This is a genomic window from Pseudomonas sp. StFLB209 (genome assembly GCF_000829415.1).
Lineage (GTDB): Bacteria > Pseudomonadota > Gammaproteobacteria > Pseudomonadales > Pseudomonadaceae > Aquipseudomonas.
Genome location: NZ_AP014637.1, coordinates 594,707 through 617,555, shown reverse-complemented (window position 1 = coordinate 617,555; position 22,849 = coordinate 594,707). Strand labels below are relative to the sequence as shown.

Here is a 22,849-nt window from a genome sequence, read left to right as displayed (position 1 = left end):
GGAGAGCCGCATGGTTCCCGTAATCGCCCTGGTGGGTCGACCGAACGTCGGCAAGTCCACCATGTTCAACCGCCTGACCCGGACCCGCGACGCCATTGTCGGCGACCTGTCCGGTCTGACCCGTGATCGCCAATACGGAGAGGCGAAGTGGCAGGGGCACTCGTACATCCTGATCGACACCGGTGGTATTTCCGGTGACGAACACGGCATGGATGAAAAAATGGCCGAGCAATCGCTCATGGCCATCGAAGAAGCCGATGTCGTATTGTTCCTGGTCGACGCCAAGGCCGGTTACACCGCAGCCGATCAGATGATTGGCGAGCACTTGCGCAAACGCAACAAGCGCAGCTTTGTGGTGGCCAACAAGATCGACAACATCGACGAAAACCTGGCGCGCGCCGAGTTCAGCCCGATGGGCCTGGGTGACGCGATTCCGGTGGCCGGTGCCCACGGGCGCGGTATTTCGCAGATGCTGGAAATCGCGCTGCAGGGGCTGGTCTGGGACGAAGAAGAAACCGTCGACCTGGACGCCGAAGACGTCGCCGAAGGCGAGGAAGCCAAGCGCATTCCTGGCCCTAGCGAAAAAGACGGCATCAAGATCGCAATCATTGGCCGTCCGAACGTTGGCAAGTCGACCCTGGTCAACCGCATGCTCGGTGAGGACCGGGTCATCGTTTACGATCAGCCGGGCACCACCCGCGACAGCATCTACATTCCCTTCGAGCGCAACGAAGAGAAATACACCCTGATCGACACCGCCGGGGTGCGCAAGCGCGGCAAGATCCACGAGGAAGTCGAGAAGTTCTCGGTGGTCAAGACCCTGCAGGCCATCAAGGACGCCAACGTGGTGATCTTCGTGATGGACTCGCGTGAAGGCGTGGTCGATCACGATCTGAACCTGCTCGGCTTTGCCCTGGAAGCCGGTCGGGCCATTGTCATCGCGCTGAACAAGTGGGATGGCATGACCCCTGGCGAGCGCGACTACGTGAAGATCGAGCTGGAGCGCCGGTTGTTCTTCGTCGACTTTGCCGACATTCACTTCATCTCGGCGCTGCATGGCACCGGCGTGGGCAACCTGTACAAGTCGGTACAGAATGCCTTTACCTCGGCGGTCACCCGCTGGCCGACCAGCCGCCTGACCCAGATCCTCGAAGACGCGGTCAGCGACCACGCACCACCGATGGTCAACGGCCGCCGCATCAAGCTGCGCTATGCCCACCTGGGCGGTGCCAACCCGCCGATCATCGTGATTCACGGTAACCAGGTCGATGCGGTGCCCAAGTCGTACATCCGCTACCTGGAAAACACCTATCGCCGGGTGCTCAAGCTGGTCGGTACGCCGATCCGCATTGAATTCAGAGGCAGTGACAACCCGTACGAAGGCAACAAGAACACGCTCACCGACCGCCAGGTCAACAAGAAGCGTCGCTTGATGTCGCACCACAAGAAAGCCGACAAGAAACGCCGCGACAAAAAGCGCTAAAAGCAGCTGCAAGCCATAAGCCATAAGCGGCAAGCAATAGCGGACTACGGTGTGCTTTTTCTTGTGGCTTGCAGCTTGTAGCTTGCAGCTCAAACCTGCGGTAGGGTTGGCTATTACAGCTCAACCCCAGCGCAGGCCTTCAATGATCGACAGCAAACTGCCCAACGTCGGCACCACCATCTTTACCGTCATGTCCCAGCTCGCCGCGCAAACCGGGGCGATCAATCTGTCTCAGGGTTTTCCTGATTTCGACGGCCCGCAGGCGCTGCGTGATGCGGTCGGCCGCCATGTTGCCGAAGGGCGCAACCAATATTCCCCCATGACCGGCCTGCCTGCACTGCGCGAACAGGTTGCGGCCAAGATCGCCCGCAGCTACGGCGTCACGGTCAATGCTGATACCGAGATCACCATCACCCCGGGCGCTACCCAGGGGATCTTCTGCGCGGTGCAGGCGGTGATCCGGCCGGGCGATGAAGTCATCGTTTTCGACCCTTGCTACGACAGCTATGAGCCTTCTGTAGAGTTGGCCGGTGGCCGCTGTGTGCATGTGCAGCTCAATACCCGGGATTTCTCCATCGACTGGCAGCAGCTCAGCGATGCGCTAAGCCCGCGCACCCGCATGATCATCCTCAATACCCCGCACAACCCTTGTGGGGCATTGGTCAGTCGTGCCGAGCTGGACCAACTGGCAGCCTTGATCGCTGATCGCGATATTTACCTGATCAGTGATGAAGTCTACGAGCATCTGGTCTACGACGGTCTGCAGCATGTCAGCGTTCTGGCGCACGAGACGCTGTATTCCCGTGCCTTTGTGGTCAGTTCATTCGGCAAGACCTACCACGTCACCGGCTGGAAGACCGGCTACGTGGTTGCGCCACCGGCACTCACTGCTGAACTGCGCAAGGTGCATCAATATGTCAGTTTCTGTGGTGTGACCCCGTTGCAGTTTGCCCTGGCAGATTTCATGGTCGAGCACCCGGAACATGTCGAGGAGCTGCCGGCGTTCTACCAGGCCAAGCGCGATTACTTCAGTGCGCAACTGGCCGGCTCGCGTTTCAGCTTTACACCAGTGGCTGGCACCTACTTCCAGTTGGTCGATTATTCACAGATCCGTCCTGACCTGAACGATGTCGATATGGCGCTGTGGATGACCCGCGAACATGGCGTGGCGAGCATCCCTGTGTCGGTGTTCTACCAGAGTCCGCCTGAAGGGCAGCGTCTGATCCGCCTGTGTTTCGCCAAACGTGAGGAGACGCTGCGTCAGGCAGCGCAAAAGCTATGCGCGATCTGAGCAACCTGCCGCCACTGAACATCGCCCTGGTCCAGACCCGGCTGGCCTGGCATGACCGGCAGTCCAACTTCGCCCATTTCGAGGCGTTGCTCGATCAGGTGCAAAAAGCCGACCTGGTGGTGCTGCCTGAGATGTTCACCACCGGTTTCAGCATGGACTCGGCCGGCCAGGCTGAGCCGGAGCAGGGGCCTGCCGCACAGTGGTTGCTGGCCCAGGCCCGCCGCTTGCAGGCGGTGATGACCGGCAGCGTGATCGTGCGCGCCGCTGATGGCAGTCATCGCAACCGCCTGCTTTGGGCACGCCCTGACGGTGAGCTGCTGCATTACGACAAGCGCCACTTGTTCCGCATGGCGGGCGAGCATGAGCACTACACCCCCGGTGAACGGCAGGTGACCTTTGAATTGAATGGCTGGCGGATTCGTCCGCTGATCTGTTACGACCTGCGGTTTCCGGTCTGGAGCCGTGACGGTCGCGACACCGATCTGTTGCTTTACACCGCCAACTGGCCGGGTGCTCGGCGCCTGCACTGGAACCGCCTGCTGCCGGCGCGGGCTATCGAAAACCTGTGTTATGTCGCTGCAGTGAACCGCGTCGGTACGGACGGCAAGGGGCTGGCCTACACGGGCGATAGCCAGGTGCTGGACTTTCAGGGCGAATGCTTGCTGAACGCCGATGAGGGCGATGGTGTGTTTCAAGTGACCCTCGAGGGTGGTGCGCTGGCCGAGTACCGGTCCCGTTTCCCGGCTTATCTGGATGCCGACACGTTCCAGATTCAATAATTAGTTACAGTTGAGTGCATTCGCGCCGATACAGGGGCAGGGATACAGGAGCCCATCATGACCACCATCAATGCCGGTAACGTTAGCATCTACAACAGCGCCTACGCGTTGCAAAGCAAGACTCAGGCTGAAAAGACCGATTCAGCGACAGCTGAGACCTCCGAGCCCAAAAAGCTTGACGTCTCATTGGAGTCCGTCGGCACGCCTGCGTCTGGTGGTGTCTCGACTGAAAAGTTGATCCAGCAGATCAAAAAGCAGATTGAAGAGGCGCAGAAGCAACTTCAAGAGTTGCAGCAGCAACTGGCCGCCGCACAGGTAAGCAAACAGTCCGAGGAAAACAAGGCGGTCCAGGTGGCCACGATTCAGGCCCAGATCTCGACAGTCAATTCCCAACTGAGCACTTTGCAAGGCTCGCTGCTGCAACTGGTATCTCAAGGCCTGGTCAACACCAAAGCCTGAATTGCCTGAGTGCTGCAAGAGCGGCTTCAGCCGCGAAAGATGCATGTAAAAAAGCCTCCGGCTCTTACGAGACGGAGGCTTTTTCATGAGTCTTGGCGGTTACTCGTTCACGTCCATGAACTTCTTGGCCCACTGCACATAGTCTTCCGGCTGAGTGTAGGTGTGGGTCAGTTCGGTCGCGCTCATTTCACTGGTCTTGCAGGTGATCTGGCGCTGCGCGCGCAGGCTGTCGTAGGTGGCCTTGATCGCCGCGAAATAGGCCGCGTGGCCATCGACGCACACCCGTACGCCCATCTCTGCCAGGCGCTGGTTATCGAGCAGCTCAGGGTTGCCGTAGGTGACCAGCATCAGCGGCACGCTGATGCCTTCGCAGATCTGCGCCAGATGATCGAAGTCGCGTACCCCGACGATGGTGATGCCGTCCACACCGGTCGCCTGGTACTGCTGCATGCGGTCGATGGTCTCGGCGACCGGCAGGATACCGGCATTGGTGCGGGCGAAGATCGACAGCTCAGGATCTACCCGGGCCTCCAGTGCCGCGCGCATCTTGCCCACGCCTTCACCTACCGAGATCAAATCGGTGGACTTGCGGCCAAATTGCGCTGGCAGCAGGGTGTCTTCGATGGTCAGGGCTGCCACACCGGCACGCTCCAGTTCGATCACGGTACGCATGACATTCAGCGCATTGCCGTAGCCGTGGTCTGCGTCGGCGATGAATGGCAGTTCAGCCACGCGACCAATGCGGGTGGCTTGCTCGACGAACTCGCTCAGAGTAATCAGCGCGAAATCCGGAGCGGCCAGCACTTGCAGCGACGCGACGGAGCCGCCGAGGATGCCGACTTCAAAGCCGAGATCAGCGGCGATGCGGGCCGACATGGGGTCGAACACCGAGGCGGTGCGGTAGCAGGAACTGGAGGAGGTCAGCGCGCGGAAGCTGCGGCGCAGATCTTGATGGGAAGCCTTGGGCATAGTCGCTCCATACAGGGCAGGGTCAGCCGGGCAGCAGCGGGGCTGACGGTTTTTCTCAATGCACGGTGAGTCGCTCCGTGCAGGATTCTCGTCTGAAAATCAATGCTGGGTCGTCGTGGTAATCAGGAGTGAAGTACAGCGAAGAGGCAAGTTCAAAGCCGGAATGCTGACCGGAGTGGCCAGAGGCTTATGCCTGAATCGTTTAAGGCCGCAATGCTATCACAGCGTTTTGCCGTGTCTTATGCCGAATCTGCGGGGGGTATGCGGGAAATGCAACTTGCACAAAATGAGGGCGTAATGCCCGGCGGATTTCGCCCAAAGCACCAATGAGGTGCATTTTGGGCGAAATCCAGGGCGCTTATCAGGCTGCTACAGGCTTGGCCGGGGTCTGGCTCAGCGAGCGGTTAAGGGCGCTGAACAGGGCACGGAAGCTGGCCGTGGTGATATTTTCGTCGATGCCTACGCCGTGCACCGCGCGTTCGCCATTCACCCGCAGTTCGATGTAGGCAGCGGCCTTGGCAGTGGTGCCGGCACCGATCGAGTGCTCGTTGTAGTCCATGATCTCGACCTTGACTGGCAGGCTGGAAACCAGCGCTTCCAGAGCGCCGTTGCCTTTGCCTTTCCAGTGATGGGTCTCGTCATTGACGTTGACTTCGGCATCCACCGCGCTGGTGTTGTTCTCCTCCTGCAAGCGATGGCTGATCAGCGCGTAAGGCTTGTTGGCCTGCAGATATTCACGCTTGAACAGCGCGTAGATCTGTTGCGCCGTCATTTCCAGGCCCAGACGGTCGGTTTCACCCTGAACGACCTGGCTGAACTCGATCTGCATACGGCGTGGCAGGGAGATGCCGTATTCCTGCTCCAGCAGGTAAGTGATGCCGCCTTTGCCGGACTGGCTGTTGACGCGGATGACAGCTTCGTAGCTGCGACCGATATCGGCCGGGTCGATTGGCAGGTACGGTACTTCCCACAGGGTGTCGTCTTTCTGCTGAGCGAAGCCCTTGCGGATGGCGTCCTGGTGCGAGCCGGAGAACGCGGTGTGAACCAGGTCACCGACGTATGGGTGGCGTGGGTGGACCGGAATCTGGTTGCACTCTTCGACCACCTTGCGGATCCCGTCGATGTCGGAGAAGTCCAGTTCAGGGTTGACGCCCTGGGTGTAGAGGTTCAGGCCCAGGGTCACCAGGTCGACGTTACCAGTGCGCTCGCCGTTACCGAACAGGCAGCCTTCGACACGATCGGCACCGGCCATCAGGCCCAGCTCGGTGGCGGCTACGCCGGTGCCACGGTCGTTGTGGGTGTGCAGGCTGATCAGCACGCTGTCGCGGCGATTGACGTTGCGGCAGAACCACTCGATCTGGTCGGCATAGACATTCGGCGTCGAGACTTCAACGGTGGCCGGCAGGTTAAGGATGATCTTGTGCTCGGGGGTCGGGTTCCAGACTTCGATGACCGCGTCGCAGACTTCTTTGGCGAATTCCAGCTCGGTGGCGCTGAAGGTCTCTGGCGAGTACTCGAAGCTCCACTGGGTTTCTGGCTGCTGGGCGGCGTATTTGACGAACAGCTTGGCGGCATTGACCGCGATGTCTTTGACGCCCTGTTTGTCCTGATTGAAGACAATCCGGCGGAACGACGGGCTGGTGGCGTTGTACAGGTGAACGATGGCCTTCTTGGCGCCGCGCAGCGACTCGAACGTCCGGGCGATCAGGTCTTCACGCGCTTGGGTCAGGACCTGAATGGTGGTGTCGTCGGGGATGTGGCCGTCTTCGATCAGGGTGCGCACGAAGTCGAAATCGGTCTGCGAAGCGGCCGGGAAGGCGGCTTCGATTTCCTTGACGCCGACACTGACCAGGGTCTTCCAGAAGCGCAGCTTCTTGGCCGAGTCCATTGGCTCGATCAGCGACTGGTTGCCATCACGCAGGTCGGAGCTGCACCAGATCGGCGCGCTGGTGATGGACTTCGAAGGCCAGGTGCGATCAGGCAGGTCGATGGTCGGGAACGCACGGTACTTCTTCGAAGGGTCTTTGAGCATGGTCATCGGGCTAATCCTTGTACTGATATCGGCCGAAAAGAGGCGGCCAGCCATAGGTAATGCGAATGCAGGCAGGGGCGAGGTCAGGCAGTCAGGCCTGGCAGTCGTGCGCTGACCAGGTCCAGGCAGGCGTGCTGGCGCAGCAGGATGAGGGTGTGAGAGATTTTCATGCGGTCAAACGTACCCATTGGGGTAAAACTTGGCAAGCACTTGAAAAAAATTGATAGGAATCCTCGCATGCTCTCGTTGTACGAGTTTTCATGGCGAGAATTCCGGGTTTTTTGAATTTTAATTGTTGCGTCCGTTCTGGTCGCGCAACTCAGTCAGGCTCAGGGCTCGAACGCACCGATGAAGATCGCCGGATCCACCCGCGCATCATTGAGGCTGACGTTCCAGTGCATGTGCGGGCCTGTCGCGCGGCCTGTGGCGCCGACCTTGCCGACCACGCCACCCCGTGCAACCGCGTCGCCGACCTTTACATCGATCTTCGACAGGTGGCAGAACATGCTGATGAAGCCTTGGCCATGGTCGACGAATACCGTCTGGCCATTGAAGAAGTAATCACCGGTCAGAATCACTTTGCCTGCCGCCGGGGACTTGATCGGTGTGCCGGCCGGCACGGCGAAGTCCAGGCCCGAGTGCGGGTTGCGTTCTTCACCGTTGAAGAAGCGGCGTACCCCAAAGCGGCTCGACAACGGGCCGTTGACCGGCTTGTCGAGCATCAGGTTGCTCGGCGTGCCTGGGCTGAAGCTGCGGTAGGCACGCAGTTGTTCGGCCAGTTCGCGCTCATAGCGTTTGGTCTGCTCGGGGTCCGGGGTGACCTTGCTCTGATCTTTCAGGGTAATGCGCTGTTCCTTGTATTTCTTGCTGCCCACGGTGAAGGGCAGGGTGCGACCGCCGCTGAGTATTTGCTGGCTACCGGGCTTGACCGTCAATGGGATGCCGACGATGGCCAGCCAGCGAGCGTCCTGCTCGCGGACCACCAGCACCGGTTTACCCTGATAAGTGGCTTTGGGTGCCTGGGCGGCGTTGCCCAGATCGATCACTGCCACGCCACCGGGCACGGGTTTGTTGAGCATGCGGGCGATGTAACTGTCGGCCTGGGCGGGCAGGCAGATCAGCAGGGCAAGCAGCGGTGCGATAAAACGTAGCATCGGCAGGTCAGTCCAGAAGGGAAAGGGTCACGGGCGTGAGGTGGTTGTCTTCGACACGCACTTGCAGTTCGCCCTCGCTCAGTCGCGCGGTGAGGCGCTGGCCGGTGTGGGTCTGGTCGGCTTTGCGAATCGCCTGGCCGCGCTCGTCGAGCAGGATGCTGTAGCCGCGCCCCAGGGTTGCCAGCGGGCTGACCACTTGCAGGGTCTGCACCTGGCTCTGCAACTGCAGTCGACGGGTTTTGATCTGTTCACGTATCGCCCGTGGCAGGCGCTCGGCCAGGCTGTCGAGGCGCTGGCGCAGAAAGCCCAGCGTGCGTCCGGGGTGCTGCGCGGCCAGCCGGCTTTGCAGGTGCGCGACCTGCAATTGCTGCTTGTGCATGTGCTGCTCGAAGGCGCGGCGCATGCGCATGTCCAGCTCGTCGAGGCGTTGCGCCTGTTGGCGCAGGCGCTCGCCGGGGTGGCGCAGGCGGCGTGATAGCCCATCAAGTTTGAGTTGCTCACGCATCAGTTTTTCCCGCATGCGGCTGAGCAGGCGGCGTTGCAGGTTTTCGACCCGGCGCAGCAAGTCGCTGGAGTCCGGGGCCAGCAGTTCGGCGGCAGCCGATGGCGTCGGTGCGCGCACATCTGCGACAAAGTCGCTGATCGACACATCGGTCTCGTGACCCACGGCGCTGACAATCGGCGTGACGCAGGCATCAATCGCTCGCGCCACCGGTTCTTCGTTGAAGCACCAGAGGTCTTCCAGCGAGCCGCCGCCACGGGCCAGGATCAAAGCGTCGAAGCCGCCCCGGTCGGCCAGTTGCAAAGCGCGGACAATTTGCCCGATGGCCTCGCGACCTTGCACGGCAGTCGGGACCAGGATCAGTTCGACCTGCGGCGCCCGGCGGCGGAACACACTGATAATGTCGCGGATCACCGCGCCGGTGGGCGAGGTGATGATGCCAATGCGCTGGGGATGCTGGGGCAGGGCGCGCTTGCGGTCGGTGCTGAACAAGCCTTCTTCGTCCAGCTTGTTTTTCAGCGCTTCGAACGCCAGGCGCAATGCTCCGTCCCCGGCTGGCTCTACGGTGTCGAGAATCAGCTGATAGTCGCCGCGGCCTTCATATAAGGAGACCTTGCCGCGCACTTTGACCTGCAGGCCGTCTTTCAGCGCCTGGCGGACCCGTGCGGCATTCTGGCGAAACAGCGCGCAACGGACTTGAGCGCTGGAATCCTTGAGGGTGAAGTACACATGGCCCGAGGCCGGGCGCGAGAGGTTGGAAATCTCGCCTTCGACCCAGATGCCAGTGAACACGTCTTCGAGCAATACCCGGGCGCGGCCGTTGAGCTGGCTGACAGTAAGGACTTCCCGGTCCAGGCCGAGTCTTGCAAAAGGGTCTTTGATCATGGTTGGCATCATAAAGCGATTTGTCTGCTAACCACCACTGGCGGTTTCCGGGCGGGTGACGTTATATAGAAAAGAATAAGACGTAACAGGGAGTGTCATGCGGTGATGGAGCAGGTAATCGAGTGGTTCTCTGTCTTGGGCCTGACGCCGCTGGGCTGGCTGTGCATCGAACTGACGGTGGTGGGGGCCTACGTCGTGTTCGGTATCGCCGGGTTTGGCACGGCGCTGGTGGCAGGTCCGGTGCTGATTCACTTCATGCCGCTGTCGCGGATCATTCCGCTATTGGTCGTGCTGGATTTCATCGCTGCCTTGGGCAACCTGCTGCCAGCCCGACGGTCAGTGGTCAAGGGTGAACTGCTGCGCTTGCTGCCATGCATGGCGGTGGGCTGCACGCTGGGCGTGCTGTTTCTGCTCAACCTCAAATCCGACGTGCTGCTCTTGTTGATGGGCCTGTTTGTGACCGCTTATGCGCTGTACAGCCTGATGGTCAAGGTGCGGCCCACGCAATTGGCGGCTGGCTGGGCGGTGCCGATGGGCACGGTGGGCGGGTTGTTCGGGGCGTTGTTCGGTAGTGGCGGTTTTCTTTATGCCATCTACCTCAATGCTCGGCTGACCTCCAAGGAGCAGGCTCGTGCGACTCAGGGGGCCTTGATCAGTTGCAGTACCGTGGTGCGCCTGGGCTTATTCGTGATCGCCGGGGTCTATGCCGAACTATCGCTGCTGGTGCTGGCCGTTTGTCTGCTGCCGGCCATGTTGATCGGCTCGTGGATAGGGCGCGGGATTACCATGAAACTGTCGCGTGAGGCATTTGTCAGGCTGATTACCTGGCTGGTGTTGATCAGTGGCATTGCCTTGCTGGTGCGTTACTTCAGCGGCTGATGCTTGACCTGCTGCGACGGGCGATTAAGCTGCCGCCCCCGATTGATCTTGAGTGACCGCGTGCCATGAACAGCCAGAGCATCATCGTCCCGCAAATCTCCAGCTTTCCGCTGCACGAGCTCAAGGCCCGCCAGGCACTGCGCTGGCTGGTCAAGCTGAACGTGGTCGAGCCTGAACTGAGCACCTGTGGGCGCACCGGTAACCGCATGGCCTATGCCATTGCCGCCGGGGCGCGCAACGTGGTGGACAATCCCGATGCATTGCCGTTCGGCGAGCCGGTCAACGGTCTGGAGATCGTTACCAAGCGCTGCATCTATACACCGCTGGACGGGTTTGCCGAAGAAGCCGGCTGCGCCGAGTGCCGCCAGGAGGTCGGCGAAGCGCTGTTCGAAAGCCTGGAAGACTGGATGCCGGGGCATACCGACAACTTCACCTGCCCGCTGTGTGGTCATGAAGACGACATCAATGGCTTTCTGTTTCTTGACCCCTGCGGCTTTTCCAATCTGGGCTTTATCTTCAACAACTGGCTGGCCGCCGGCTTCAAGCAAAGCTTTCTCGATGACTTTGCTGCACGGCTGGACCGCAAGGTGGCCTGGGTGAAAGTGCGTTTGTAATACCGATCGTAAAACAGGCCAAGTTTTTGCATTGAGCCTGCTTGTGTGTACAGGTATAATGGCGCGCTTCCAATTTTCCCGCTCGGGAGCCCCCGCGATGCTGCGTATCAGTCAAGAAGCCCTAACCTTTGACGACATTCTCCTTGTACCCGGTTATTCCGAGGTACTGCCCAACGAAGTCAGTCTCAAGACCCGTTTGACCCGTGGCATCGAGCTGAATATTCCGTTGGTCTCCGCAGCCATGGACACCGTCACTGAAGCCCGTCTGGCCATCGCCATGGCTCAGGAAGGCGGTATCGGCATCATCCACAAGAACATGACCATTGACCAGCAGGCTGCTGAAGTGCGCAAGGTCAAGAAATTCGAAGCCGGTGTAGTCAAGGACCCGATCACCATCGAGGCCGACGCCACTGTGCGCGATCTGTTCGACCTGACCCGCCAGCACAACATCTCCGGTGTGCCGGTACTGCACAACGGCGACCTGGTCGGTATCGTCACCTCCCGCGACGTGCGTTTCGAAACCCGTCTGGACATCCCGGTGCGTGAAGTCATGACGCCCAAAGAGCGTCTGGTCACCGTGCGTGAAGGCGCTGACAAGAACGAAGTGCGTGAGCTGCTGCACAAGCACCGTCTTGAAAAAGTCCTGATCGTCGACGGCAAGTTCGCCCTCAAGGGCATGATGACCGTCAAGGACATCGAAAAAGCCAAAGCCTACCCGCTGGCCAGCAAGGACGACCAGGGTCGTCTGCGCGTTGGCGCGGCAGTCGGCACCGGCAAAGACACCGGCGAGCGCGTAGCCGCGCTGGTGGCGGCAGGCGTTGACGTGGTTGTCGTCGACACCGCCCATGGTCACTCCAAAGGCGTGATCGACCGCGTACGCTGGGTCAAGGAAAACTACCCGCAGGTGCAGGTCATCGGTGGCAACATCGCCACTGGCGCTGCCGCCAAGGCGCTGGTCGCCGCCGGCGCTGACGCGGTTAAGGTCGGCATCGGCCCGGGCTCGATCTGCACCACCCGTATCGTGGCTGGTGTCGGCGTGCCGCAAATCAGCGCCATTGCCAACGTTGCCGAAGCGCTGGAAGGCACTGGCGTGCCACTGATCGCCGACGGCGGCATCCGTTTCTCCGGTGACCTGTCCAAGGCCATCGTGGCCGGCGCCTCTGCCGTGATGATGGGTTCGATGTTCGCAGGTACTGAAGAAGCACCAGGCGAGATCGAGCTGTTCCAGGGCCGCTCCTACAAGGCCTACCGTGGCATGGGCTCGCTGGGCGCCATGTCCCAGGCCCAGGGGTCTTCGGACCGTTACTTCCAGGATTCCTCGGCCGGTGCCGAGAAGCTGGTTCCGGAAGGCATCGAAGGCCGTGTGGCCTACAAAGGTTCGCTGGCAGCCATCATCCATCAACTGATGGGCGGCCTGCGCTCCTCGATGGGCTACACCGGCAGCGCCAACATCGAAGAAATGCGCACCAAGCCTGAGTTCGTCCGCATCACCGGTGCCGGCATGGCCGAGTCCCACGTGCATGACGTACAGATCACCAAAGAAGCGCCTAACTACCGCGTTGGTTGATCGGGCAGGCAACGTGGCCAGTGCTGCGTTGCCGCCTAGCGAATTTTGTAGCCGGGGCTGTTTTCGCAGCCCCGTGTCGTTTCTGTTTTTTGACGAGAATGAGCCATGGCCCTCGACATTCACGCCCACCGTATCCTGATCCTCGACTTCGGTTCCCAGTACACCCAACTGATTGCCCGCCGCGTGCGTGAAATCGGCGTGTACTGCGAACTGCATCCGTTCGACATGGACGACGCGGCGATTCGCGAATTCGCACCGAACGGCATCATCCTGGCCGGCGGCCCGGAGTCGGTCCACGAGGCCAACAGCCCGCGTGCCCCGCAAGCGGTGTTCGACCTCAACGTGCCGCTGCTGGGCATCTGCTACGGCATGCAGACCATGGCCGAGCAACTGGGCGGTCGTGTCGAAGGTTCCGACCTGCGTGAATTCGGTTACGCCCGTGTCGACGTGGTCGGCAAGGCGCGCCTGCTCGACGGCATCGAAGACCACGTAGACGCCGACGGCGTGCTGGGTCTGGACGTGTGGATGAGCCACGGCGACAAGGTCACCGAAATCCCGGCCGGCTTCCACGTGCTGGCCAGCACCCCGAGCTGCCCGATCGCCGGCATGGCCGACGACACCCGTGGCTACTACGGCGTGCAGTTCCACCCGGAAGTGACCCACACCAAGCAGGGCGGTCGCATCCTGTCGCGCTTCATCCTCGACATTTGCGGCTGTGAAGCGCTGTGGACGGCATCGAACATCGTTGAAGACGCCATCGCCACCATTCGCGCCCAGGTTGGCACCGACAACGTCCTGCTGGGCCTGTCTGGCGGTGTTGACTCCTCCGTGGTCGCGGCCCTGCTGCACAAGGCCATCGGCGATCAGTTGACCTGCGTATTCGTCGACAACGGCCTGCTGCGCTTGCACGAAGGCGAGCAAGTGATGGCCATGTTTGCCGAAAACATGGGCGTCAAAGTGATCCGCGCCAACGCCGAAGAGCAGTTCCTGAACAACCTGGCCGGCGAAGCCGACCCGGAGAAAAAGCGCAAGATCATCGGCCGCACCTTCATCGACGTGTTCGATGCCGAGTCTGCCAAACTGCACAACATCAAGTTCCTGGCCCAGGGCACCATCTACCCCGACGTCATCGAGTCGGCTGGCGCCAAGAGCGGCAAGGCTCACGTGATCAAGTCGCACCACAACGTCGGTGGCCTGCCTGAGGAAATGAACCTCAAACTGGTCGAGCCGCTGCGCGAGCTGTTCAAGGACGAAGTCCGCCGTCTGGGTCTGGAACTGGGCCTGCCGTACGACATGGTCTACCGTCACCCGTTCCCGGGTCCGGGCCTGGGCGTACGTATCCTCGGTGAAGTGAAGAAGGAATACGCCGACCTGCTGCGTCGCGCTGACCACATCTTCATTGAAGAACTGCGCAAGGCCGACTGGTACCACAAAGTCAGCCAGGCCTTCGTCGTGTTCCAGCCGGTCAAATCGGTTGGCGTGGTCGGCGACGGCCGCCGTTACGCCTGGGTCGTGGCCCTGCGCGCAGTAGAAACCATCGACTTCATGACTGCACGTTGGGCACACCTGCCTTACGAACTGCTGGAAACCGTCAGCGGGCGAATCATCAACGAGATCGACGGTATCTCCCGCGTGACCTACGACGTGTCGAGCAAGCCGCCGGCAACGATTGAGTGGGAATGATCCCGCGTCCGGCACTGCCCGGCACGATCTAGCAAAAAATGCCCTGAAGCCCGCGTAATTGCGGGCTTTTGGCGTTCTGGGTTTGGCAGGTTTAGGCACCGTTCTGCATCAACAGGCACCGTAGCTAAATGGCAGGGTGCGGGGCCTTCCGACAGGCATTGGCCAACCGCGAACAGTGATCCCAATAAATCTATCCGTTTTCAAAGGACGATCTTTAGGCCTCGGACTATGGATTCTGGCAAAAGCCCCGGGCGTGCTTGGTAGGGTATTCAAGGCAAAGCCCGGCCCGATATTAATGGCCGAAATGATCCCTGAACACGGAGCCTAGCGTATCTTGTACAGCACAGCAGCCCCTGGCTTGGCTTCGAAGGCGGGCACAGTGCGTTGCTCAAGTGGCGTACCCTTGGCATCCCAAACCAGAGTGTCTGATGGGTACTCGTCCTTGCGGGTCATGCCGTCGATCTGCTTGACGATCACCTCCGAACTGGCAGGTACTTCCGGGTTCCAGCCGAAGACCCCAACTCTGCCGTAGAACACCGCCGGTGCGTCGGTATCCAGGCGTCGGTCGGGACACATGACCAAACCACGGTCAAGCATGACCCGCAACGCACCGACGGGCACCGCTTTCACCGTAGGCGTGGTGCGCTCGCTGCTGTGGCCTGGGCAGATATTGGCCGAGCGAGTGACCATATCCTCGACCACTTGACGATCAGACTGGGCCTGCGCCGAAACGGCAACGGCAGACAGGGCGAGTACGACAAGACTTGACTTCCTGAGCACGCGAAACCTCCTATGGAAAAAATACCTCAACGTTGCGGGCTACTCCCATGTAAGAAAAGGCCGTGCCTGGGAGCACAGTGAAGACCAGCACAACACTCAGTCGGTTCCACTGGATGGTTGACGATCAGGCGCTTGTTCCTTCGCACCAGCCCTGTGCGAGCAACCCATACAGCGCCGAGTCGGACACCACCCCGTTGATTTCCCAGCGCTGGCGGAGCAGTCCCTCACGAACAAAGCCCAGCTTCTCCAGCGCTTTGGCCGAACCTGCATTTTCCGGGTCGATCTCTGCTTCGATACGGCGCAGTCCCAAGGTCGTGAAGCTGTAATCAATGAGTGCGCGACCGGCCTCGGTAATGTAACCCTTGCCCCAATACTCGTGACCCAGACCAAAGCCGATCTCGGCACGCCTGGACTGCTGGCTGTAACTGAACAGCAGGCATTTGCCCAGCAGTTGGCCGGTGTCCTTGAGGTAGATCCCCAGCGTCAGAGATTGCTGGTCACGCATGTCGGCTTCACTCTGGTTAATGAAGTCGATGGCATCGTTCAGAGAGGTCCAGGGCGGGGTGTTCCAGTACTTCATCACCTGCGTGTTGGAGAAGATCGCCAGCAGCGCGTGGGCATCGCCCGGCTTGAGCGGTTGTAGCGTGAGCCGTTCGGTTTCGATCAGGGTGTTCAGTGCATGGGGTATCAACTGTATCCCTCCGGTTGCTGATCCAGAAGCGAGCAGGATCGCAGATGATGCTACTAAAAGAGTGCTGACTCACATCACGAAACAGATTCTTTGCTGTGTTTGTCCGGGGCGGTGCAAGGTCCGAACTTACACATTCCCATTCGCACGTGTATCGTATTGACCCCTTCGCATCTGCCCGCAGATGCCTGTCGCAGTCGTTTTCAAGGTGTCCGTTGTCATGTCCTTTACCCGTCGTCAAATTCTCGGAGGTATCGCCGGTCTTGCTGTGGTCGGTATGGGCGCCGGCGGGGCTGCGCGTTACTGGCTGGCCCAGCGTGGGCCGGGAGAAGGGCATGACTTTGAGCTGATCGCGGCGCCCTTGGATGTCGAGCTGGTGCCGGGCCACAAAACCCCGGCCTGGGCGTTTGGCGGTTCGGTGCCGGGCACCGAGTTGCGGGTTCGCCAGGGCGAGTGGCTGCGTTTGCGTTTCATCAACCAGCTGTCAGTGGAAACCACCATTCACTGGCACGGCATCCGGGTGCCGCTGGAGATGGACGGGGTGCCCTATGTGTCGCAACTGCCGGTCAAACCGGGCGAATACTTCGACTACAAGTTCCGGGTGCTGGATGCCGGCAGCTTCTGGTATCACCCGCATGTCAGCAGCAGCGAAGAGTTGGGCCGCGGTCTGGTCGGGCCATTGATCGTCGAAGAGCGTGAGCCGACCGGGTTTGCCCATGAGCGCACGCTGAGCCTGAAGAACTGGCATGTGGACGAGACCGGTGCATTTACTGAGTTCAGCGTGCTGCGTGAAGCTGCGCGCGAAGGCACTGCCGGGCGGCTGTCGACCATCAATGGCACTCATCTGGGGGTGATTGACCTGCCGGCCGGGCAGATCACTCGTGTGCGGTTGCTCAACCTCGATAACACCGTGACTTACCGCATCAACCTGCCGGATGCCGAGGCGCGGATTTACGCCATTGATGGCAACCCGGTAGCGCCACGGCCGTTGGGCAAGGAATACTGGCTGGGGCCGGGTATGCGTCTGTGTCTGGCGATCAAGGCGCCGCCAGCTGGCGAGGCGCTGTCGTTGCGCAATGGTCCGGTGCGCCTGGGTACGCTGCGTTCTGTGGCGGCGGAAGGGGCGCCGGGGGACTGGCCGCCAGCGTTGCCGGCCAATCCTTTGCCGGAGCCAGACCTGGACAATGCCGAGACCATCAATTTCAACTTCGAGTGGGCCGGAGCGGTGTCTACTGGCACCGATGATGGCAAGCCGCCGAGCCTGTGGCAGATCAACGGCCAGGCCTGGGACATCACCGACAAGACCTGCGCCGACCGGCCGATTGCCAAATTGCAGTTGGGCAAAAGCTATATCTTCGAGCTGAAGAACATGGCCCAGTATCAGCACCCGATTCACTTGCACGGCATGAGTTTCAAGGTGCTCAAATCCGACCGGCGCCAGATCATCCCGTATTTCACTGACACCTTTCTGCTGGGCCGCAACGAGCGCGCCTGGGTGGCGCTGGTGGCGGATAATCCGGGGGTGTGGATGTTCCACTGCCATGTGATCGATCACATGGAAACTGGCCTGATGGCCGCCATCGAGGTGTCGTGATGCGTCAGCCACTGATCATCGACCGTAGCCGCGATCAGGATTTCATGCGTGAGGCGCTTGAACTGGCAGCCCAAGGCGCGGCCTTGGGAGAAGTACCGGTGGGCGCGGTGGTGGTGGTCGATGGTCAGGTGGTGGGCCGTGGCTACAATTGCCCGATCAGCGGCAATGACCCCAGCGCCCACGCCGAGATGGTCGCCATCCGCGATGCAGCCCAGGCGCTCAGCAATTATCGGCTACCGGGCAGCACGCTGTATGTAACCCTGGAACCGTGCAGCATGTGCGCCGGCTTGATCGTGCATTCGCGCATCGCCCGGGTGGTGTATGGCGCGCTGGAGCCCAAGGCCGGGGTGGTGCAGAGCCAAGGGCAGTTCTTTACCCAAGGGTTTCTCAACCACCGGGTGCTGTATGAAGGCGGCGTGCTGGGCGAGGCATGCGGGACGATGCTCAGCGAGTTTTTCCGCATGCGCCGGGCAGCGAGCAAGGCGCAAGGGTAAGAGCGGCCGGCCGCTAAAGCTTCGCCGCTAAAGCGGCTCCTACAAGACCCCGTGTTTGTCGCGCTCAGGGCTTGCGGCCAATAATCACTGCACGCATCGGTGCCGGCAGGCCCTCGACGGTGCGGCTGTGATCGTCGGGGTCAAGGAAATGCTCCAGTGACTGGTAGCGCATCCAGTCGGTGCTGCGCTGCTCCTGAACACTGGTGGTACTCACATCCACACAGCGCACCTCGGTGAAGCCGGCACGGCGCATCCACAGCGCAAGGGCCGGGACCGACGGCAGGAACCAGACGTTGCGCATCTGCGCATAACGGTCTTCCGGCACCAGCACTTGCTGTACATCGCCAGGCACTACCAGGGTTTCCAGCACCAGTTCACCGCCTTTGAGCAGGCAGTCTTTGAGCGCCAGCAGGTGGTCGATGGGCGATTTGCGGTGATACAGCACGCCCATGGAAAACACCGTGTCGAAGCCTTCGAGCTTCTCTGGCAGGTCTTCCAGCGCGAACGGCAAGTGCCAGGCCGGCAGCTGCGGCATGTAGCGTTGCATGGCCTGGAACTGGCAGAAGAACAGCCAGTTCGGATCGACACCGATCACGCTGTCGGCACCGGCGCCGAGCATGCGCCACTGGTAATAGCCGTTGCCGCAACCGACATCCAGCACACGCTTGCCGTTGAGGTCCAGATGCGGCGCGACGCGGGTCCATTTCCAGTCCGAGCGCCATTCGGTGTCGACATGCACACCGAACACATCGAACGGACCTTTGCGCCATGGCGACAGGCCCATCAGGGCGGCGTGCAACTGAGCGCGTGTGGCCTCGTCGAGTTCGGCCTGCAGGCTGAACGTATCGAGCAGTTCAACCCGGCCGGGCTGCACGGGCGGCAACGCATCCAGCGCACTGCGCCAGCGCGCCAGGTCGCCATGGCCTTTTTCCAGTTTGGCATCAAGTTGAGCTTGCAGGCCATTGGCCCAGTTGGCCAAGGGCGTGCCCGCCAAGCGGCGGACCAGTGGAGCGAGATCGATCATGGCAGGGCAATCAATGAGGCGAAGTTAATGCACTGAAACCACGGCACGACTTTGGAAAACCCGGCTTCGCGCAGGCGCTGGCGGTGTTCTTCAAGGCTGTCGGGTTTCATCACGTGTTCGATGGCGCTGCGCTTCTGGGCAATTTCCAGGTCGCTGTAGCCGTTGGCGCGTTTGAAGTCGATGTGCAGTTCGGTGAGCAGGGCGTGCTCGTCGGCATCGGCAAAGCGCAGTTTTTCCGAGAGGATCAGCGCGCCGCCGGGCACCAGGGTCTGGCGGATACGGCTGAGCAGTTCCAGACGTTGCGCGGGGGCAATGAACTGCAGGGTGAAGTTCAGCGCCACCACCGAGGCCGGCTGCCAGGGCAGTTCGAGGATATCGGCCTCGCGAACCTCCACCGGCAGCAGTTCCTGGAACATCGAGTCTTGCGCCTTAAGGTATTCGCGGCAGCGCTCGACCATGGCCGAGGAATTGTCCACGGCGATCACCCGGCAGCCGTCAAGACGCACATGGCGACGCAGCGCCTGGGTCACTGCACCCAGCGAGCAGCCGAGGTCGTAAAGCACGGTATCGGCTTTGGCGAAGTGGGCAGCGAGTACCCCGAGATTCTCGACAATGGCCGGGTAACCCGGCACCGAGCGCTTGATCATGTCCGGGAACACCCGCACCACGTCTTCATTGAAGGCGAAGTCAGGCACCTGGGACAGGGGCTGGGAGAAGAGGCGATCAGGTTCCTGGGTCACGGCGGTTCCGGCGCAAGCTAAGCAAGGGCGCGCATTTTAGCCAGTTTGTTGCGCCGATGCATGGCCCTCTACCTGTTAGCGGACAGGACGCCGGGTCAATGAACCCTGATTACGCACTCGAAGCGTTCCTGCGGCGCGCTGTCGGCATCCCAGGCTTGCTGGTAGGTCAGTGACAGGTTGCCGGTGCCGGCACTGTCGGCCTTGAAGCGCCACACCGATTGACCGCCGTTGCCAACGACCAGCTCTTTGCTCTGGTCAGCGTTGTAAACCTCCGGGCCCAGGCTGCGCAGCACTCCGGGGGCAGCATCGCGGACCTGCCAGCGGTAGCCGGTGGTAGGGTTGCTGGGCAGGGACAGTATCAGGGTCTGGCCAGTGCTGAGGGTCAGCGGGCAGTCATCGGCATCGTCCAGCGAGACGACATTGGCAGGCTTTTGCGCACAGGCCGCAAGCAGGGCAAGGCTCAGGGGCACGAGCAGGCGGGCAGGGGTCATGGAGAGATCCTTTCGGCAAGACAGATCAGTAGGCGCGACCTTGGTCGCGAAAGGGCCTATGAAACCACAACATGTGTTGCAGGTGTCCAGACCGCTTTCGCGATCCGCTTTAGCCGCGCAGCCTTCGCGGATAAATCCGCTCCTACAGAATGAGGTTGTCGCCACACTCCGTAGGAGCTGCTTGAGCAGCGAGCCGTTTAGAACAACACCTTGGCCACATCACTGAAGCGTTTGGCGAAGTGCACGGTCAGGCCTTCCTTGAGGTAAGCCGGCAACTCTTCGAAGTTGCCGCGGTTCGGCTCGGGCAGGATCAGTTCGTTGATCTTCTGCCGACGTGCCGCGATAACCTTCTCGCGCACACCGCCAATCGGCAGTACATGGCCGGTCAGGGTCAACTCGCCGGTCATGGCCACGCCTTTCTTTGGCGCCTGGTTACGTGCCAGCGACAGCAGCGCGCTGGCCATGGTGATGCCCGCACTCGGGCCGTCCTTGGGGGTCGCGCCTTCCGGCACGTGCAGATGGACGAAGGCCTCATCGAAGAACTTCGCATCGCCGCCAAACTTGCCCAGATTCGAGCTGACATAACTGTAGGCGATTTCCGCCGACTCTTTCATGACCTCGCCCAACTGACCGGTGAGCTTGAAACCGCGATTGTGGGTGTGAATCCGCGTCGCTTCGATCGGCAGGGTCGCGCCGCCCATGCTGGTCCAGGCAAGGCCGGTAATCACACCGGTGCCAGACAGCACTTGCTCACTGCGAAACACCGGCATGCCGAGCAGGGCTTCCAGGTCCTTGGGGCCGATCTTGATGACGGCGTCTGGCTCGTCCAGCAGCCTGACCACCGATTTACGCACCAGCTTGCCCAGCAGTTTCTCCAGTTGGCGCACCCCGGACTCGCGGGCGTAGCCTTCGATCACACCGCGCAGGGCGGCGTCGCTGATCGACAGCCTAGCTTTATCCACGCCGGCCTTGTCCAGTTGCTTGGGCCACAGGTGCCGTTTGGCGATGGCCAGTTTTTCTTCGGTGATATAGCCGGCCAGACGAATCACTTCCATCCGGTCGAGCAATGGACCGGGGATCGAATCCAGGGTGTTGGCGGTGCAGACGAACAGGACTTTCGACAGGTCCAGGCGCAAGTCCAGATAGTGGTCGAGAAATTCGACGTTCTGTTCCGGGTCGAGGGTTTCCAGCAGCGCCGAGGCCGGATCGCCCTGGAAGCTCTGACCCATCTTATCGATCTCGTCGAGCATGATGACCGGGTTCATCACCTCGACGTCCTTCAGCGCCTGCACCAGCTTGCCGGGCTGGGCGCCAATGTAGGTGCGGCGATGACCCTTGATCTCGGCTTCGTCGCGCATGCCGCCGACGCTCAACCGGTAGAACGGTCGGCCCAGGGATTCGGCGATGGAGCGACCGATGCTGGTCTTGCCGACGCCCGGCGGGCCCACCAGCAATACGATCGAGCCATTGATCTCGCCTTTATAGGCACCGATGGCGAGGAATTCGAGAATCCGCGACTTGATGTCGTCCAGGCCTGCGTGATGCCGATCAAGAACCTTGCGGGCATGCTTGAGATCAAGTTTGTCGACGCCAGTGACGCCCCAGGGAATCGAACTGGCCCAGTCGAGGTAATTGCGGGTCACGGCGTATTCCGGCGAGCCGGTTTCCAGCACCTTGAGCTTGTTGAGCTCTTCGTCGATCTTTTTGCGCGCCTGAGTCGGCAGAACCTTGCCTTCCAGGCGCTGTTCGAACTGTTCGATGTCAGCGCTGCGGTCGTCTTTGCTCAGGCCCAGTTCCTGCTGGATGACCTTGAGCTGTTCCTTGAGGAAGAACTGACGCTGATGTTCACCGATCTTGCGGTTGACCTCGGCCGAGATCTCTTTTTGCAGGCGCGCGACTTCGACTTCCTTGCGCAGCATCGGCAGGACTTTTTCCATCCGCTTGAGCATCGGTACGCAATCGAGCACCTCTTGCAGGTCCACGCCGCTGGCCGAGGTCAGGGCGGCAGCGAAGTCGGTCAACGGCGACGGGTCGTTGGGACTGAAGCGGTTGAGGTAGTTTTTCAGCTCTTCGGTGTACAGCGGGTTGAGCGGCAGCAGCTCTTTAATGGCGTTGATCAGCGCCATGCCGTAGGCCTTGACCTCATCGGTGGGCTCGTTGGGCACTTGCGGGTACTCGACCTCGACCATATACGGCGGGCGATGGTGCTTGAGCCAGGTCTTGATTCGCACCCGCGACAAACCCTGGGCAACGAACTGCAAACGACCATTCTCGCGGCTGGCGTGGTGAACTTTCACCAGCGTGCCATACTCCGGCAGGGCCTTGGTATTGAAGTGGCGCGGGTCTTCCTGCGGCGTGTCCATGAAAAACAGCGCCAGCGAGTGGTGCTCCGACTTGCTGACCAGTTCCAGGGTTTCTGCCCACGGCTCTTCGTTGACGATCACCGGCAAAACCTGCGCCGGGAAGAACGGACGGTTGTGGATCGGAATGATATAGACCTTGTCTGGCAGGTTCTGGCCAGGCAGGGCGAGCGAGGTGCCGCCTGAACCGAGCGTCACTTCATGCTCGGTGGCGTCGTCGGACGAATCAAGTGGGGCGTTTTGCTGGTCGCTCATGGGGCACCTGCGAAATTGGACATGCCTCTTAGATGGGGCGAGTGGTCTCAGGTTTCAATGGCGGCGGTCGATAGCATGGCTGAGTGTTGCAAAGCTCGTGCAGGGCCGCAGGCGAGCGCCTTTCGT

General features: G+C 60.9%; 20 protein-coding genes. 10 read left to right on the top strand and 10 right to left on the bottom strand.

Translation table 11 applies throughout. The features are described from left to right. Positions 1 to 10 precede the first annotated feature (10 nt). The 4 genes from der (at position 11) to PSCI_RS29685 (ending at position 4,012) form a co-directional block, all read left to right on the top strand. A complete protein-coding gene (gene der, locus PSCI_RS02800; RefSeq protein ID WP_045482550.1) occupies positions 11 to 1,483 on the top strand; it encodes a ribosome biogenesis GTPase Der in 1,473 nt (490 codons plus the stop codon). A 142-nt stretch (positions 1,484 to 1,625) separates the two neighbouring features. Then, on the top strand, positions 1,626 to 2,774 hold the full coding sequence (locus tag PSCI_RS02795) for a pyridoxal phosphate-dependent aminotransferase (protein ID WP_045482548.1): 1,149 nt from the start codon (positions 1,626 to 1,628) through the stop codon (positions 2,772 to 2,774). Further along, entirely contained in the window at positions 2,762 to 3,553 is a 792-nt protein-coding gene (locus PSCI_RS02790) for an amidohydrolase (protein WP_045482546.1), read from the top strand. Before PSCI_RS02795 ends, PSCI_RS02790 begins: the two co-directional genes overlap by 13 nt. A 57-nt stretch (positions 3,554 to 3,610) precedes the next feature. Then, positions 3,611 to 4,012, top strand: a complete 402-nt coding sequence (locus PSCI_RS29685) for a FlxA-like family protein (protein WP_045482544.1) — start codon at positions 3,611 to 3,613, stop codon at positions 4,010 to 4,012. Between the two features lie 99 nt (positions 4,013 to 4,111). Here PSCI_RS29685 and PSCI_RS02780 read toward each other — a convergent pair whose 3' ends face one another. From PSCI_RS02780 to xseA, 4 genes are all read right to left on the bottom strand, one after another. Continuing rightward, complete coding sequence (locus PSCI_RS02780; protein ID WP_045482543.1) at positions 4,112 to 4,981, bottom strand: isocitrate lyase/PEP mutase family protein; 870 nt, start codon at positions 4,979 to 4,981, stop codon at positions 4,112 to 4,114. A 361-nt stretch (positions 4,982 to 5,342) separates the two neighbouring features. After that, a complete protein-coding gene (gene leuA / locus PSCI_RS02775; protein WP_045482541.1) occupies positions 5,343 to 7,019 on the bottom strand; it encodes a 2-isopropylmalate synthase in 1,677 nt (558 codons plus the stop codon). 323 nt (positions 7,020 to 7,342) lie between these two features. Then, positions 7,343 to 8,167, bottom strand: coding sequence for a peptidoglycan DD-metalloendopeptidase family protein (locus PSCI_RS02770; RefSeq protein WP_045482538.1), 825 nt, complete (start codon positions 8,165 to 8,167; stop codon positions 7,343 to 7,345). Positions 8,168 to 8,174: 7 nt separating this feature from the next. Next, positions 8,175 to 9,554 (bottom strand): exodeoxyribonuclease VII large subunit, encoded by a 1,380-nt coding sequence (xseA, locus tag PSCI_RS02765; protein WP_162484331.1) that lies wholly within the window; start codon positions 9,552 to 9,554, stop codon positions 8,175 to 8,177. A gap of 105 nt (positions 9,555 to 9,659) precedes the next feature. Here xseA and PSCI_RS02760 point away from each other — a divergent pair, with 105 nt between their 5' ends. From PSCI_RS02760 to guaA, 4 genes are all read left to right on the top strand, one after another. Beyond that, entirely contained in the window at positions 9,660 to 10,433 is a 774-nt protein-coding gene (locus PSCI_RS02760) for a sulfite exporter TauE/SafE family protein (protein WP_045482534.1), read from the top strand. A gap of 65 nt (positions 10,434 to 10,498) precedes the next feature. Continuing rightward, a complete protein-coding gene (locus PSCI_RS02755; RefSeq protein WP_045482532.1) occupies positions 10,499 to 11,047 on the top strand; it encodes a sugar ABC transporter ATPase in 549 nt (182 codons plus the stop codon). A 97-nt stretch (positions 11,048 to 11,144) separates the two neighbouring features. Further along, positions 11,145 to 12,614: an IMP dehydrogenase gene (gene guaB, locus PSCI_RS02750; RefSeq protein WP_045482529.1), complete on the top strand. Its 1,470-nt coding sequence runs from the start codon at positions 11,145 to 11,147 to the stop codon at positions 12,612 to 12,614. Positions 12,615 to 12,719: 105 nt separating this feature from the next. After that, positions 12,720 to 14,297: a glutamine-hydrolyzing GMP synthase gene (guaA, locus tag PSCI_RS02745; RefSeq protein WP_045482526.1), complete on the top strand. Its 1,578-nt coding sequence runs from the start codon at positions 12,720 to 12,722 to the stop codon at positions 14,295 to 14,297. 324 nt (positions 14,298 to 14,621) lie between these two features. Here guaA and PSCI_RS02740 read toward each other — a convergent pair whose 3' ends face one another. Further along, a complete protein-coding gene (locus PSCI_RS02740; protein WP_045482523.1) occupies positions 14,622 to 15,077 on the bottom strand; it encodes a hypothetical protein in 456 nt (151 codons plus the stop codon). A 124-nt stretch (positions 15,078 to 15,201) separates the two neighbouring features. Continuing rightward, a complete protein-coding gene (locus PSCI_RS02735) occupies positions 15,202 to 15,768 on the bottom strand; it encodes a GNAT family N-acetyltransferase (RefSeq protein WP_231906349.1) in 567 nt (188 codons plus the stop codon). A 217-nt stretch (positions 15,769 to 15,985) separates the two neighbouring features. Here PSCI_RS02735 and PSCI_RS02730 point away from each other — a divergent pair, with 217 nt between their 5' ends. Together PSCI_RS02730 and tadA are read left to right on the top strand one after the other, a co-directional pair. Further along, positions 15,986 to 17,359, top strand: a complete 1,374-nt coding sequence (locus PSCI_RS02730; RefSeq protein WP_045482520.1) for a multicopper oxidase family protein — start codon at positions 15,986 to 15,988, stop codon at positions 17,357 to 17,359. Next, positions 17,359 to 17,853, top strand: coding sequence for a tRNA adenosine(34) deaminase TadA (tadA, locus tag PSCI_RS02725; RefSeq protein WP_045482518.1), 495 nt, complete (start codon positions 17,359 to 17,361; stop codon positions 17,851 to 17,853). The genes PSCI_RS02730 and tadA overlap by 1 nt, the downstream gene beginning before the upstream one ends. Positions 17,854 to 17,917: 64 nt before the next feature. On the opposite strand, the gene cmoB is transcribed toward tadA, so the two are convergent. From cmoB to lon, 4 genes are all read right to left on the bottom strand, one after another. Then, positions 17,918 to 18,877, bottom strand: coding sequence for a tRNA 5-methoxyuridine(34)/uridine 5-oxyacetic acid(34) synthase CmoB (gene cmoB / locus PSCI_RS02720; RefSeq protein ID WP_045482517.1), 960 nt, complete (start codon positions 18,875 to 18,877; stop codon positions 17,918 to 17,920). Next, a complete protein-coding gene (gene cmoA, locus PSCI_RS02715; RefSeq protein WP_045482514.1) occupies positions 18,874 to 19,617 on the bottom strand; it encodes a carboxy-S-adenosyl-L-methionine synthase CmoA in 744 nt (247 codons plus the stop codon). Before cmoA ends, cmoB begins: the two co-directional genes overlap by 4 nt. Positions 19,618 to 19,712: 95 nt before the next feature. Next, on the bottom strand, positions 19,713 to 20,108 hold the full coding sequence (locus PSCI_RS02710; RefSeq protein ID WP_045482512.1) for a protease inhibitor I42 family protein: 396 nt from the start codon (positions 20,106 to 20,108) through the stop codon (positions 19,713 to 19,715). A 197-nt stretch (positions 20,109 to 20,305) separates the two neighbouring features. Next, positions 20,306 to 22,723 (bottom strand): endopeptidase La, encoded by a 2,418-nt coding sequence (gene lon / locus PSCI_RS02705; RefSeq protein ID WP_045482509.1) that lies wholly within the window; start codon positions 22,721 to 22,723, stop codon positions 20,306 to 20,308. Positions 22,724 to 22,849 lie beyond the last annotated feature (126 nt).

Excerpts from the sequence above, each read along its gene's own strand:
- der (WP_045482550.1), top strand. The coding sequence starts at position 11 with ATGGTTCCCGTAATCGCCCTGGTGGGTCGACCGAACGTCGGCAAGTCC.
- PSCI_RS02795 (WP_045482548.1), top strand. The coding sequence starts at position 1,626 with ATGATCGACAGCAAACTGCCCAACGTCGGCACCACCATCTTTACCGTC.
- PSCI_RS02790 (WP_045482546.1), top strand. The coding sequence starts at position 2,762 with ATGCGCGATCTGAGCAACCTGCCGCCACTGAACATCGCCCTGGTCCAG.
- PSCI_RS29685 (WP_045482544.1), top strand. The coding sequence starts at position 3,611 with ATGACCACCATCAATGCCGGTAACGTTAGCATCTACAACAGCGCCTAC.
- PSCI_RS02780 (WP_045482543.1), bottom strand. The coding sequence starts at position 4,981 with ATGCCCAAGGCTTCCCATCAAGATCTGCGCCGCAGCTTCCGCGCGCTG.
- leuA (WP_045482541.1), bottom strand. The coding sequence starts at position 7,019 with ATGACCATGCTCAAAGACCCTTCGAAGAAGTACCGTGCGTTCCCGACC.
- PSCI_RS02770 (WP_045482538.1), bottom strand. The coding sequence starts at position 8,167 with ATGCTACGTTTTATCGCACCGCTGCTTGCCCTGCTGATCTGCCTGCCC.
- xseA (WP_162484331.1), bottom strand. The coding sequence starts at position 9,554 with ATGATCAAAGACCCTTTTGCAAGACTCGGCCTGGACCGGGAAGTCCTT.
- PSCI_RS02760 (WP_045482534.1), top strand. The coding sequence starts at position 9,660 with ATGGAGCAGGTAATCGAGTGGTTCTCTGTCTTGGGCCTGACGCCGCTG.
- PSCI_RS02755 (WP_045482532.1), top strand. The coding sequence starts at position 10,499 with ATGAACAGCCAGAGCATCATCGTCCCGCAAATCTCCAGCTTTCCGCTG.
- guaB (WP_045482529.1), top strand. The coding sequence starts at position 11,145 with ATGCTGCGTATCAGTCAAGAAGCCCTAACCTTTGACGACATTCTCCTT.
- guaA (WP_045482526.1), top strand. The coding sequence starts at position 12,720 with ATGGCCCTCGACATTCACGCCCACCGTATCCTGATCCTCGACTTCGGT.
- PSCI_RS02730 (WP_045482520.1), top strand. The coding sequence starts at position 15,986 with ATGTCCTTTACCCGTCGTCAAATTCTCGGAGGTATCGCCGGTCTTGCT.
- tadA (WP_045482518.1), top strand. The coding sequence starts at position 17,359 with ATGCGTCAGCCACTGATCATCGACCGTAGCCGCGATCAGGATTTCATG.
- cmoB (WP_045482517.1), bottom strand. The coding sequence starts at position 18,877 with ATGATCGATCTCGCTCCACTGGTCCGCCGCTTGGCGGGCACGCCCTTG.
- PSCI_RS02710 (WP_045482512.1), bottom strand. The coding sequence starts at position 20,108 with ATGACCCCTGCCCGCCTGCTCGTGCCCCTGAGCCTTGCCCTGCTTGCG.
- lon (WP_045482509.1), bottom strand. The coding sequence starts at position 22,723 with ATGAGCGACCAGCAAAACGCCCCACTTGATTCGTCCGACGACGCCACC.